Source organism: Streptomyces sp. NPDC001480 (assembly GCF_042894725.1).
Lineage (GTDB): Bacteria > Actinomycetota > Actinomycetes > Streptomycetales > Streptomycetaceae > Streptomyces.
Genome location: NZ_JBIAVX010000021.1, coordinates 84,290 through 97,753, shown reverse-complemented (window position 1 = coordinate 97,753; position 13,464 = coordinate 84,290). Strand labels below are relative to the sequence as shown.

9 protein-coding genes and 1 pseudogene are annotated in these 13,464 nt (G+C 67.2%); 8 read left to right on the top strand and 2 right to left on the bottom strand.

Features of this window, described 5'->3' with window-relative positions; translation table 11 throughout:
• Positions 1 to 206: 206 nt before the first annotated feature.
• The 8 genes and pseudogenes from ACFY01_RS38965 to ACFY01_RS38930 all read left to right on the top strand — a co-directional run.
• Positions 207 to 3,125, top strand: a complete 2,919-nt coding sequence (locus tag ACFY01_RS38965) for a CHAT domain-containing protein (protein ID WP_390740518.1) — start codon at positions 207 to 209, stop codon at positions 3,123 to 3,125.
• Between the two features lie 225 nt (positions 3,126 to 3,350).
• Entirely contained in the window at positions 3,351 to 4,553 is a 1,203-nt protein-coding gene (locus tag ACFY01_RS38960) for a helix-turn-helix domain-containing protein (protein ID WP_390740517.1), read from the top strand.
• Between the two features lie 113 nt (positions 4,554 to 4,666).
• Positions 4,667 to 5,605, top strand: coding sequence for an ATP-binding protein (locus tag ACFY01_RS38955; protein ID WP_390740516.1), 939 nt, complete (start codon positions 4,667 to 4,669; stop codon positions 5,603 to 5,605).
• Positions 5,602 to 6,135, top strand: a complete 534-nt coding sequence (locus ACFY01_RS38950; RefSeq protein WP_390740515.1) for a hypothetical protein — start codon at positions 5,602 to 5,604, stop codon at positions 6,133 to 6,135. Before ACFY01_RS38955 ends, ACFY01_RS38950 begins: the two co-directional genes overlap by 4 nt.
• A 349-nt stretch (positions 6,136 to 6,484) precedes the next feature.
• On the top strand, positions 6,485 to 6,778 hold the full coding sequence (gene tgmA / locus ACFY01_RS38945) for a putative ATP-grasp-modified RiPP (RefSeq protein WP_390740514.1): 294 nt from the start codon (positions 6,485 to 6,487) through the stop codon (positions 6,776 to 6,778).
• Positions 6,775 to 7,722 (top strand): ATP-grasp ribosomal peptide maturase, encoded by a 948-nt coding sequence (gene tgmB / locus ACFY01_RS38940; RefSeq protein WP_390740513.1) that lies wholly within the window; start codon positions 6,775 to 6,777, stop codon positions 7,720 to 7,722. Before tgmA ends, tgmB begins: the two co-directional genes overlap by 4 nt.
• The gene (tgmC, locus tag ACFY01_RS38935; RefSeq protein WP_390740512.1) at positions 7,719 to 8,837 is read left to right on the top strand and encodes an ATP-grasp peptide maturase system methyltransferase; all 1,119 of its coding nucleotides are present in this window, start codon (positions 7,719 to 7,721) and stop codon (positions 8,835 to 8,837) included. The genes tgmB and tgmC overlap by 4 nt, the downstream gene beginning before the upstream one ends.
• Positions 8,838 to 9,503: 666 nt before the next feature.
• Positions 9,504 to 9,656 (top strand): annotated as a pseudogene (locus ACFY01_RS38930) (integrase core domain-containing protein); the annotation flags it as partial.
• A gap of 148 nt (positions 9,657 to 9,804) precedes the next feature.
• On the opposite strand, the gene ACFY01_RS38925 reads toward ACFY01_RS38930, so the two are convergent.
• Both ACFY01_RS38925 and ACFY01_RS38920 read right to left on the bottom strand, forming a co-directional pair.
• On the bottom strand, positions 9,805 to 10,500 hold the full coding sequence (locus ACFY01_RS38925; RefSeq protein ID WP_390740511.1) for a VWA domain-containing protein: 696 nt from the start codon (positions 10,498 to 10,500) through the stop codon (positions 9,805 to 9,807).
• Positions 10,501 to 10,613: 113 nt separating this feature from the next.
• Positions 10,614 to 12,656, bottom strand: coding sequence for a TerD family protein (locus ACFY01_RS38920; RefSeq protein ID WP_390740547.1), 2,043 nt, complete (start codon positions 12,654 to 12,656; stop codon positions 10,614 to 10,616).
• Positions 12,657 to 13,464: the final 808 nt, after the last annotated feature.

Below are 13,464 nucleotides of genomic sequence, written 5' to 3'. Positions count from 1 at the left end.
TGCCCGGCACGATGCCCTGGCTGCTCGCAGAAGGAGAAGACGAACGAGCGGCGTCGGGAGCGGGAGCGCGGTGAGCCGTCCGTCCGCTGCATTCGGCAGGTTGATCGGTCAGCGGGGGCCGAGGGCCATGACGGCTGATCACCCAGGTCTGGCTCGATTGTCGCAAAATGGGGTCAGATCACGGCATGTGACTCTAGTCTGCGTATATGGGTGTTCCCGCGCGGCTGCGCATCACCGCCGACGAGGTGGCGTTCGAGCATGTCGGCGTGATGTCGCGGCACCGCCCAGGCGGGGAACGGGCCGAGATCGACGCGGAGTTGCGGGCGGTGGCGAAGGCGCGGCGCAGGGCAGGCGTCGGCACAGTAGCGACTGACGAGCCGGTCGAGCGATATGTGGCAGCCCTCGACCGGCTCGGCAATCGGCTGGGAGAGTACTTCCTCGCCGGGGACGTCGGCGCCGCTCTCGGTGTGGCGTTGCGAGCGGGGGAAGTGCTGCGACTCGCGGTCGAGGTCGAGGACCCCGTCCTTGCCGACCTGCCGTGGGAGATGACGGTACTGCCAGGGGAGTCGGAGCCGTTCGCGCTCGACCGGCGGGTGCAGGTGTTCCGCGCGTTGTCGGCCCGGTCCCAGATGGCGACGGTGCCGACTGCTGGGCCGTTACGGATCCTCGCCGTCGTCGCCAGCCCTGAGCTCGGCGGCGTGACGCGGTTGGACTACGAGGCCGAGGTCGACCGGCTGCTGTCTGCGACCGATCCCGCGGTGCACGGTGGTCAGGGAGCAGAGTTCGAGAAAGAGGAGTGGGGTTCCCTCGCTGCGATCGAAGCGAGGTTGCGTAGTGGAACGTTCCATGTTCTGCACGTGACGGCTCACGCCGCACCCGGGTTGCTGGTACTGGAGGACGACGAGGGTTACCCCGACTACGTGTCCACCGCCCGCTTCGCCGCATCCTTGCTGTCCTCCGGACACGTACCACCCCTCGTCGTACTTTCGGCGTGCTCTACAGGGTTGGGCATGAAGGCTGGTAGCGAGGACTCAGATGAGTTCCGGGGGATGGCCAGGGAACTGATCCGGCACGGGGTACCGACCGTCCTGGCTATGACCGCTTCGGTAAATGACCTCTATGCGACCCAACTCGCGGGCATGTTCTACCAGTTACTTGCCGCAGACCCCGCCGTCGATCCGCTGACGGCATTCACCCAGGCCCGCCAGGACCTGGAACAGGCGAGAGCGCAGGCCGAGCGGACGGCACCGGGCTGGGCACAGGTGGAGTGGTGGGTGCCGACGCTGTTCGCCGGTGCAGATCCCGGCCCCCTGTACATGCCCGCCGAGCGGCCGGTCACCCAGCGAACGGCCCGTATTCCCTTCGTCGGTCGACGCGCCAACCTCCGTACGTTGAAGCGAGTCCTCGAGTCACAGGAGCCGCACGTAATGCTGCACGGCCTCGGCGGCAGCGGGGTGCGCAGCTTGGCCAATGCGCTCGCCGAACGGATGTCTGGAGCGCCGCAGATTGTCCGTGTCCGCTGCGACAGAGGCGTCGGCGGTGTCCTTGACTGCATCGCAGGTGCGTTGGGTCTGGCTCCGTGGCTAGGCGTCGGCTCTTGGTTCCGTTACCTCGACGCAATTCGGCCGGTGCTGCAAAACGGCCCGGTACTGCTGCTCGCCAATGTGCCCGACGCCGCGCTCCTGCCACCGAGGACACCCGGTGAAGCCGACTGGCTACTCGCCGACGAGCAACTCTCCTGGTTCTTCACCGCCTGGACCCAGCTCACGCCGACGACGCCGCTGGTTCTCACCGCCCGGCGGCGGTTCGCGCTTCCTGGTACCCCGCGAATACACCGGCATCAAGTCGGACCTCTGCACCCTGTCGAGGCGCGCTTGCTCGCCCGACGGTTGGCGACCCTGGATGCTGACGCGCAGAGCCGAATCCTGCGGGCGGTCGGCGGACATCCGGGCATTTACCAGCGGGTCGCAATGCGGGCCAGTCAGGGGCCGCTGGTTGGGAATGGCACGGTGGATCGACTTATTGAGTCTGCCATCGACGAGGCAGCTGATGTGGCTGGTCTGCCCGATCTCCTCATGGACGCTGACTGGCGGCTGCTGCTCGATGTAGCGGTGTTCAGAAAGCCGGTCGGAGCCGATGCGTTCGAGGCACCGGACTCCGGTGTGCCTCTCGGCACCGCGCTGGACCGCCTCTGTGCAGCGGGCCTGGTCGCCCGGGCGGACGACCGCTACCTCGTCGACCGCTGGTTGGCTGGTCTTCTGCTGTGGATGTGGCCGGCTGATGTGGCCGACGCGCACCTGCGTGCCGCGGCCTATTGGCGAGGTGACGATGCGCCTGGAAGCCCGACCGCCGCGCTGCTGCAGGTGCGCCACCACCTGAAGGAGGCGGGCGAACTGCGTGAGGCCCTGCTGGTCAACGACCAGATATGCCGGGCGATGGCGGACCTTGGCTGGTGGTCGGATGCGCACTTCTTCTACAAGGAGGCGCGCGGCTGGGTCCGCACGGGGTCCGCGGACGCGGCCCGCATTGAGCGGGGCATTGGTGACCTTTGGGTCCTCGCGGGCGATGACACGGAGGCACAGCGGTATTTTGACGTGGCCCTGACCGCGTTCCGCCGGGTCGGCGATGAGGCCGAGATCGTCGGGACTTTGCGTCGGCTCGGCGTCCTCGCCATCCGTAACGGTGAGAAGAGTGAAGGTCAGAAACTGCTCACACAGGCACGGGACCGCGGCGAAGCGCTCGGCGCGACACACGGCATAGCTGAACTCTACCGGTACTTCGGTCTTGCCGACCTTCAGCAGGCGAACTACACAGGGGCCGAGACACAACTCCGCCGAGCGCTTGCGTGCTATGAAGCAGAAAAGGACCACCGGTCCTCCTGCTTGGTGTATATCGACATCGGGGACCTCTACCGTGCGCGCAAACTGCAGTACGAGGCCAACGCCGCTTATGGGAAAGCCCTGTCAATCGCGAGCACCCATCCGTCGGCTGCGTTCGCAGCTGCCAGCATTTTTCAGCGCTTCCTGCCGGCCCACCGCCTGGGCGCTCGGGGACCAGTACCGCATCCGACGGCACCCAGGCGCCGGACGTGGACTGAGGCAGCCCATTCCGTCCTCGATGGCTAGAAGACATCGACACCCGTCATCGGTCAGGGACCCCTACACAGACCCGCGCGAGGCTCTTGCGAATGATCACGTCACAGGCTCTGACAGCGTTCGCGGCCTGGCGTTCTTCGCCGAGGGCCGCCAACGGCGGAACCCCGCTCCACGGGGGAGGAGCGGGGTTCCGCCGCGCCCCGCGAAGCCGATCGCGGGGTACCGTTCTGGTGTCGAAGCAGAACAGGAGCCAGTATGCACGCTCTGCCCGAAGACCACATCGGCGTGCGCATGGCGCGGCTGCGCCGTGAACGCCATCTCACTCAAAGGGCCGTCACGGACCTGACGGGAATCCCGTACAGCACGTACACGAAGACAGAGCAGGGTGTCATCGCTGCCACCCCCCACGTGATCGCAGCTTTCGCCCGCGGCCTGCGAATCGAGGTCGCCACGGTGGTGGGCCAGCCTTATGCCGACGATTTGAGGGCCGACGAACTCGACGTTCTGATAAGGCCTATCAGGGAGTCCCTGGACGTCTATGACCTCGGGGTCGACCCGGATGTCCGACCGCGGCGACTGGAGGAACTACGCGACGACGCCGAGGCCCTCTTGGTGGCCGTTCGCGCGGGCGAGATCAAGAAGGCCGCCAGCAACGTCGCTGGTCTGATCACGGAGGGCACTACTGCGGCCCACTCGTTGAAGAGCACGGAGGGGTGGCTGACGCTCGCGTCGTTCTACCGCACGGCTTACGACGTGGCTACCAAGCTTGGGTTCTCAGACCTCGCCCAGCTCGCACTCGCCCGCATGGACTGGGCGGCGCAGCGAGGATCCGATGCTGTCCTCGGCGGCATGAATCAGTACCTGCGCGCGCTCTCTTACCTGCGGGAAGGTAAGTTCGAGATCGGCCAGCGCCTCGTCGCAAGGGGACTGTCCACGCTCGGGCAGGCAGATGAATCCCATGAACGCAAAGTCGTCACCGGACAGCTCCACCTCGGCGGCGCTGTGATGGCCGGCCGCGCACACGACCAGGACAAGGCACTGTCCCACCTGCAAGAGGCCGAGCGGATCGCCGGGATGACCGGGGAAGCAGTCAAGGTCCATTACCTCACCTTTGGCCCCACTAACGTTCAGGTTCACCGCGTCTCTGTTCTCGCCGAACTCGACCAGTACGGCGAAGCGGTCGAGGCCACCACTGACCTCACCATCCCTCAGAATTGGCCCAGGTCCAGGACGAGCCACCACTACGCCGAGGTCGCTCGCGCGCAGATGTGGACCAATGATCTGGAAGGCTCCTTCAAGAGCCTTCTTCAGGCGCGGAAGGCGGCCCCGCAGCAAGCTAAGTACCACCCCACCGTGCGGGAGACGTATGCCGGACTTGAGGCGGCCCACCGCCGACTGCCGGAGAGCTTCCTGTCGTATGGATCGTGGCTGAGCAGCGGAACCGGGCAGGTTGCCTAACCGCCAGTTACACAACGTCAGGCTTTGGCCCCAACTATCAGTAACTCGTGATAGTTGGGGCCTAGTTATGGGCCCACTATGTCGTCACTGGCCTTTTCGACATGGAGCCGACCATGACGACCCCCCTCGCGGACCAGGAGCGCACCCGTCGATGCGCCCCCGGCGCCGCCGATGAACCAAGAGGCTGCGGACGCGCAGGATTAGCCCTCGAGATGTCCATCGAGCGCCACCCTGACCCGGACAACGGCGGCCTGTCCGAGGTAGACAGTGCATGGCCGCGGCGGCTTCGCCGCATCGTCCGCGCTGGCCTCACCCACTGGGGCCGCCCCGACTTTGCAGAGACAGCGGAGCTGCTGCTCACCGAGTTGGCGACCAACGCCCTCCGCCACGCCAGCGGCGTTGACGTCGGCGTCCGCGTCTACCTCCAGGGCGACCACCTCGTGATCGAGGTGAACGACGGCTCCCCCCATCGCCCCGTCCGCCGCTGCGCCGGCCCCGCCGAGGAGAGCGGCCGCGGCCTCCTCCTAGTCCAATCCCTGGCCGACGCCTGGGGCGTCAGCGACGACGGCACAACGACCTGGTGCACCCTCTCCCCGACCGAAGGACCCCCCGACATGGAACCCGCCGCGGTGACCGCTCCGGTCCTGAGCCAGATCCCCGTGCATCTCCCAGCCGATCCCAGCGCCCCGGGGTTAGCCCGCGTCCAGGCTCGCACACTGCTCACCGTGCTGAACTGGCCTGGCAATCACCACCTTGCGATCGACGTCCTGCACGTCCTCACCGACAACGCCGTACAGCATGCCCTCACCCCCGGGAAGGCCGGACAGCACCTCGGCGCTTGCCTCAGCATCACTGAGGCCCACGAGCTACTCATCGACGTCACGGACCCGAACCCCACGTTCCCCGACTTCGACAAGGCCATCGCCGGCGAACTTGGACGCGGCCTGCGGGAGATCACACGCCAGGGCGTGACCCTCACCTGCTTCGCCAGCCCTAAGGGCAAAGGCAAGACCGTGCGTGCCACCATGTATCCGGGACAGGTGGACCTGTGAGCGCCGCGACCGTGCCGACCGGCGCCGACGTGATGCAACATATGATCGAGTCCGCCGGCCCGGCCCACGCGCCGGCCGCCGACATGGCAGATCTCGCCGCGATGATCCGCACCCTCATGGCGGTCGAAGCCAGCCGTGACACCCGGATGCGCCTCGGGGGAAACCTCTTCGATGTCGTTGTCACCAGCGCAGGTCTTCAAGCACGTTCAGCCGTGGCCCTCATGGACCAGGTCCAGGGCGGCTGCGGGCCCATCATCGAAGACCCCGACAACGGATGGTTCTACTGGCTGGTCCCGCCCGGATCCTGCCTCCAGTGGGAGCCGCACGCCCACGCCGTGTGCCTGGGAGCTCCGCACACGATGACTCTGCCGTCCCTGAACCGCAGAGTTCCGCCCGGCCCGTACTGGTTGCGGCCGTCGGCAAGCGACCGGCTCGTCCCCACGAGGCCTCTCCGCGACGTGCTAACGCAGTTCCGGCCCGAGCCGACTCCGCATGCCAGGTTCGCGGCCCGGCTCCGCATCACCGCTTGAGACTGCTCGTCGACGGGAACACCTCCAGGCGTCGACGCGCACGGCCAGATTCCTGCAGTCGGGGCGGATCCCGTCCCGACTGTGTGGAGGACCTCCGCCTGATTGGTGGCCCGGGTCGACAAAGGTCCCAGGCCACCGGACAGGGCAAGACTCCCGGCGCGGGGCGGACTATCCCAAGCATTCCCCACGGCTCGGACACCACCCCGCGCCGGGAGCAAGACACGCCGGTCGGCCACAAGCCTGAAGGACAGGCGGCCGGCGTCGGGCGGGCCCGCGAAGCCTCCCCGGCTCCACCTCTGCAGCGGGCCCGCCCAACCACCTTGCAACTGCGACTCAGAGGAGCATTTGGATGTTCGTCCACTCCGACCGTCTGCCCACGAGCACGGCGGTCCCGCAGGGCACCACGACCCCGGTCCCGTGGGGCATCAGCCGCATGGCGCCGTACCCGACGATGGCCCCTGGCTACGCCCGGGTCGAGCTGAACGCGGACACCCAGACGGCCGTGTTCTTCGACAGCTCCGGCCAGGTGATGGAGATGCCCGGCCACGGCACCAGCACCGGCACCCGCCCGTCGACGGGCACCAGCCCCGACGGCAACGGCAGCACCCAGGACAGCGACACCGGGAGCGACAGCGACCAGTGAGTGATCCGCGTCCGGTGTTGGTCGTCACCAGCCTGTACGACCCCACCGCCGATGTGGTGATCAGCGAGCTGCACGACCGGGGCATTCCGGTCGTGCGGTTCGACTCGGGGGACTTCCCCGCATCACTGTCGGTGGAGGCAGAAATCACTCAGGATGGCATCCAGGGGCGCCTCAGCACCCCGTCCCGCACTGCCGACCTGGCCAACGTGCGCGCGCTCTACTACCGCCGCCCGACCGGCTTCGCCTTCCCCCATCTCGACGAGCAGGACGCACGGTTCGCCATCACCCAGGTCCGCTACGGCCTTGGAGGCGTGATCGCGTCCCTTCCCGACTGCCGGTATGTGAACCACCCGCACTACATCGGTGACGCCGAATTCAAGCCCTCCGGGCTCGCCGCTGCGGCGCATGCGGGCCTTCGGGTACCGGCCACACTCATCACGTCCAGCCCCGACGCCGCCAAGGCCTTCATCAAGCGCAATGGCCCCGTGATCTACAAGCCCCTCCACAACCCCGTGTATCAGGTCGACGACGTTTCCTCCGTCGTCAAGATCGCCGAGGTGGCCACCGAGGACATCGACGACCGCGTCGCCGGCACCGCCCACTTATTCCAGAAGCTCGTGCCGAAGACGGCAGACATCCGCGTAACCCTCATCGGACCCAGCACGTTCTGCGTCCGCATCGACTCCGACCTCCTGGACTGGCGGACCGACTACAGCCGCCTGCACTACACCCCCGTGCCAGCGCCGGCGGAGATCGAGCTGGCCCTCCACGCATACATGGACCACTTCGGGCTCCTCTTCGGCGCTTTCGACTTCGCGCTCGATACCGAAGGGCGATGGTGGTTCCTGGAATGCAACCCGTCCGGTCAGTGGTACTGGCTGGAGCCAGAGACCGGTCTGCCGATGTGCGCAGCCCTGGCCGACCTACTGGAAAGGAAGCCGTGAGCGACCACGAACAGCACCTCCGGCAGCTCATCGACAGCATGACGGCCAGCGGCTCCCTGCGCACAGAACCGTGGAAGCATGCCGCCGCGGCCGTGCCCCGGCACGAGTTCCTCCGCAGCGGATTCTTCCGCGTGGTTCCCGGCTCATCACCCACCGCCTGGGCCCCCGTCCTCGAGGACGGGGACGGCTGGCTGTCCGCCTGCTACGCCGACGAATCCCTTGTGACGCAGATCGCCGGAACGATCAAGCCGACAGACATCCGCGGCGAGATCATGCGGGAGCCGACCAGTTCGAGCACACTCCCCTCGCTCGTGCTGCGTATGCTCGAGGACCTGCAGGTGAAGCCGGACATGAAGGTGCTGGAGATCGGCACCGGCACCGGCTACTCGACCGCAGTGCTCTGCGCACGCATGAGCGGCGGGAACGTCACGTCCATCGAATACGACCAGGACGTGGCCCAGCACGCGCGGGAAGCCCTCGGCCGGATCGGCACGTTGCCTACCCTCCTGACGGGGGACGGCCTCCTCGGCGATGACGAAGGCGCACCGTACGACCGGATCATTGCCACCTGCGCAGTACGCACGGTGCCCGCGGCCTGGATCGAACAGACCCGGCCCGGAGGGCAGATCCTGACCACCATCGGCGGCTGGCTCAACGCCTCCGAGCTGGTTCGTTTGACCGTCCACGAGGACGGCACGGCGTTCGGGCCGGTGCTGGGCGGGCACGTCAGTTTCATGCTCGCCCGCCCACATCTGCCGCCCCCGCTCGGCCTGCTTCCCGACATCAGCGCGGGCAAAGAGCGCGAGGCCATCGTCGGCGCCGATGCCCTGACGGACTGGACGACCCGGTTCGTCGCACAGTTCGCCGTGCCGACCGCGCAGCACCTGAAACTGCAACAAGGCCAGCAGGACGAGGACGTCCTGGTCGACGTCGAGACCGGCTCATGGGCCGTGTTGCAGCAGGAGGACAGCCGCTGGATTGTCCGGCAGGGCGGTCCTGAACCTCTCTGGGATGCCGTTGAGGAGCACCTCGGCCGCTGGCATGCCGCTGGGACACCGGCGGTGGAGGAGGCAACCGTGCGCGTCACTGCTCAGGCCCAGACCCTTCACTGGTAGGCCCCACGCCCGGCCCCGCTCGTCCGCCCCCCCGCGGCGGATGGACGGGGCCTTCCGCTGCACGTGATCTATGTGGGGCGTAACACCTGGGGCAGGCGCAGGTGTGCTGGTCCGCGCCCGGCTCGACGGTGGGGCACCGGCGGACGTCCTTCCGTCCCGGCGTAGCGGGAACCGCTGAAGGCGTGCGTACCGTGTCCGGCACTCTGCGGGATCTTCGGCCACTCGCAGCGTGACGTGCTGACTGTCTCGATCCCGACTGCACCCGGCCCGGCCGTTCGGCTGAGCGGGGAGCCGTACACCCTGCTCGCAATCGTTGACGCGAGTGCGCAGTGGCTGCACAACGCTGTGACCTGCCGTGGTTGGGTCTGTGGTCGAGGTGGCGGGGCTCATGGTCGGTCTGAGTGGTCGGGTGGTGCGCATCGCCCTACGGTCGGTTTGGTGGTACGCAATCGCTGCGCGGTGGTTGGGGCGCAGCGATTGCGCACTACGGGTGCTGGGTCTGGCTCCAGGGGACACGCCGGTCGGGGTCGTGGACCGGGCGCCACACGGGTGCGGAGGGGCCGCCCTGGAGCAGGTCGACCAGGGGCACTGCCAGGACGGGGACGCGGCGCAGGAAGCCGGACAGTGCCGGTTCCGAGGCGGCTGCGTGCAGGGCGCGGATGCGTGTGGGCCTACCAACGGCCTTACACCTCAGATGCCCAACGACAGGCCGCGTTCCCCGACTGGCTGGACTGGTACAACTACCACCGACCCCACACCGGCATCAGCGGCCAAACCCCAGCCAGCCGCGTCACCAACCTGTCCGGTCAGCACACCTAGCGCCTTGTGGTTGGAGTAGTGGATGGGGCCGGCCGTACAGGGCACCTGCAGATGCCGGCGCCTCTCCGGCTGCTGCCCCCTTGCTGGGCGCACCGGTGGGGCACGGTGGCCCGTCGGTGTGCCGGTGCTGGGGATGGCCATGGACGTTTCACTGCAGGATGTCGGCGGTGCGGGCGTCGTTCAGCCAGTCAGGGAATTCGTGCAGTAGCTGTTCGAAGAGTTGGTGGTCGGGGATGGCTTGCGGGGTGCGGCCGGCGTGGAAGAAGCCTGCGTTGTCGACGATGCGGCGGGCCGGGACGGCGAGGGTGTCCAGCTTGCACAGGGATGCGAATTCGTTGTCGTCGGGGTCGCCGAAGCCGATGAACTGCCAGAACAGGGGAAGGCGAGCGGCCTTGCACAGGTAGCGTTCGGCAGCTGATCTGCTGGTGGGGCCGCCATCGGTCTGGAAGATGACCAGGGCGGGGCAGCGGCTGCCGGATTCCATGTAGTGGTCGATGACCTCGTCCATGGCCCAGTGGTAGTTGGTGCGCCCCATGTGACCAAGGTTTTCGTGCAGTTTGTTGATCCGGCCGCGGTGTTTGCCGAGCGTCAGGTCTGTGGATCCGTCGACGTCGGTGAAGAAGAACACCACCGGAACGGTGCCGTCGTCATCGAGGTGAGCGGACAGCGCCAGAACCTGCTCGGCCAGGTGCTGCATGGTGCCGTCGCGGTAGTAGGGCCGCATCGATCCGGAGCGGTCCAGTACGAGATACACCGCAGCCTGCACGTCTTCCAGCCCGTGCCTGCGCACGCTGGTACCCGCCGTCTTGTACAGATTGACCAGATCAGGTGCCCTTTCCTGCATGGCGCCGGGCTGCGCGAGCGTCCCCTTGCGGAACTCAGACCGAGTGCGGGCCTGTGCAAGAGGACGGTCCCGCGTCGGACAAGGACGGCGTTGCTGCCGCCTATGTCCAGGCGTCATCCCGCTGCCGCGCGCTCCTTGGATGGTGCTCGGCGTGCGGTCGGAGCATCCAGGTGGACCACGACGGTGGTGTAGAAGCGGTGCACGGCGTCGTCGACGCTCCGGATGAAGCCTGACTCGGCGTTGCCGCGTCCGCTTCCCATGCTCTTGAGCAGGGACAGGCGGAAACCGGTGATCTTGGTGCCGTTGTCCTTGGGGAGCAGGTCCGCCGGTTCGGGGCGGAGCCGCTCCAGCGTCCCGCGTGGTCCTCCGGTTTCGCTGTCGACGAGAGTTTCGACATGCAGGTCCGCCGGGGCCTCGGCCAGGCGCCGGACGAGCCGCTTGGCCCAGCTCAGGGGGTAGCCCTGCTCGGGGGCTGGAATTTCGATGGAGGTGCGCAGTTTGCCGGTGCGCAGGTCGGCGCTGACGGCCAGGACGCCGGGGGTGCCGTCGATGCGCAGCTCCGCCTGAAGCCGCCCGTCGAGGCAGAGCTGGTCTGCGAGGCGGTTCCGGCGTTCCTTGGGATCCGTTCCGCGCTTGGCGCGCTGAACGGGCAGTACCTTCTGCCCGAGTTCACCGCCCAACCTGAGGCAGACCTGGCGGATGAGCCGCTCCCAGCTCTCCACCACCTCCAGGGCTCGTGCATCGCCCTGGCAGAGAGTTTCGTCGTCGATCCCGTTACGCACGGGGACCCAGGCCGGGCCCATGTTCTGAAAGCCGTGGCAGCCGGAGTTCTCGTGCTGCAGGTAGTGCAGCAGTTCCTGCAGAAGCCAGGCGTGTGCCGCGTTACCCACCCCCTCGTGCCTGATCAGCATCTGCGCCTGGTAAGCGACTTCGGCCCAGGACAGGTGCCAGAGGGCCACCTTGTGCTTGCGCCGCTTGTCGATCTTGACGTCGACGAGCGGAGTGCCCTCCAGCGCAACATCGTTCGTCAGCGTGATCACGGCCTCGTAACCGCGACGCGCGGCAATGTCCATGTACGCCTGCACCTGCTCGGCTTTGAGCGCATTGCCGTTGGTCTTCGTCTCGACCAGCGCGGTCCACAACTTGCCGGCCCGCTCCACGCGGATCACCCCGTCCGGACGCCGCGGACTGTCACCATGCGGCAGAGAGACCTCCGTGAACGTCTCCATGCGACCCGCCGGAGCCCCGAACCCGGCGGTGAGCCTCCTGCTGAACTCCGGAACCTGCGCCATCACCGCAAGCAGCACCGAGGTGGCACGCATCTCACGGTCCCGGTCGCTCTTGAGTACCGAGACCGGGAAAAGCCTGGCCTGCTTCCAGGCATCGTTCTCCGCCAGCGTCTTCTTGACCGTCTTGGGAAGAGTGACCTTCTTCTTCGCGGTGCGAGGGCGAACGGCCGGTTCCTTCGGCTCCGCGATCTCACCCTCAGGCCGACGAGGAGCAGGAATGGCCTCCAGCGTCGCCTGCCGGGCCGGCTCCTCGATCGGCGCCGGACCCGGCGCATCCGTCTGCGCGTCGCCTTCTGCGCCGTCGAGTGTCTCTTCTGCCTCCGAGGGCGCGTCGTCCTCGACATCGACCCCGAAGTCCGCCGCCAGCCCGGCAAGACCGGTTTCGTAGCCCTGCCCGACGGCACGGAACTTCCATTCTTCCCCCCGCCTGTACAGCTCACCGAAGATGACCGCCGCCACGCAGTCGGCATCATCGACGGCGAACCGCAGGAGGCTCTCACCGGCTGCATCGGCCAGCGTGATCCTCACATCCTCCAGCTCACCGAAACGGGCTCCGTCGTACCTACTGGCAGCGATGACGATCCGGTCGATCTCCGACGGTACCGCGGTGAGATCGAAGCTGATCCGGTCCTCACTACCGTCCGCCGTCGGCACCTTGCCCAGCAGCTGCACGCTTCCATCGGCGGCTACCGGATGGTTGTAGAAGTAGAAGTCGCTGTCGCTGCGCACCTTGCCGCTCGCGTCCAGCAGCAGGACCGACACATCCGCGTCGCCCTCCCCGCTAGGGCTGACCCAGCCCAGACTGACGATCACTGAACCGACGCTGTCGCTCAGATCCGACAAGGCCACATTTGAACCCTTGATCATTTCCTGCACAAAGCCCCCCAGGGCACACCTTGGGTATGCGGAGAATCCCGCCCCAACTGTCCGTTGCGCAACACAGAGTGACGAGTCACGCGGAGAAAACTGTAATACGCACAAAGCTCAATGGTGGAGGTTCCGTGCGGCCGGGTGTGCAGCAAAGGGCTCGGCACTGAGTCCCGTCTGGTTCCCGAGCACGTCAGCGGATGAGGCCGGCGAGCAGGCGGTGGGTGTGCGGGGGTCGGGGCGTGGGTGCCGCCGGTGAGCAGGACGCGGTAGATGTCGGAGGCAGGTGAGCTGACCAGGGCGGTGTCGTGGCTTTGATCGGGATGGGCTGTTCAGTGGCCGTTGCCGAGGGGGTGATGGACATCCGGTATTGCGCCAGTTCGGCCAGTGTCAGCCGGTCTGCGCCGCCGGTGTCCACGTTCCGCATCGCCACTGCTGCCCTTCGAGGATTGTGCGGCGTCGATCTTGTCCGGCCGCTGCGCGTACCGTCCAGGCCAGCAGTCGGCCCCGACCAGAGCCCCGACCGTGAAGGGCCGACCAGCGTGACGATGCGATAACCCCGCCCCCGACCACGCCCGCAACCCCACCGGCATCCCCTCCGACAACCCGGCTGACAACTGTCCGCCCTCACCGGGCGCCTGACGATGTATCCGCAGGTCACCACGGCTTTCAGCCGTGGTCGGGTAGGCCGACATCCATACCTTTCCTGTCGTGGGGCTGAATTGGTCATTCGTAGGATCGGTGGCCCCAGGGCTCCTGGGTATGGCTGCCTGACATGTGCCGTGGTTGTGGCTCAGGGGGATTGGCC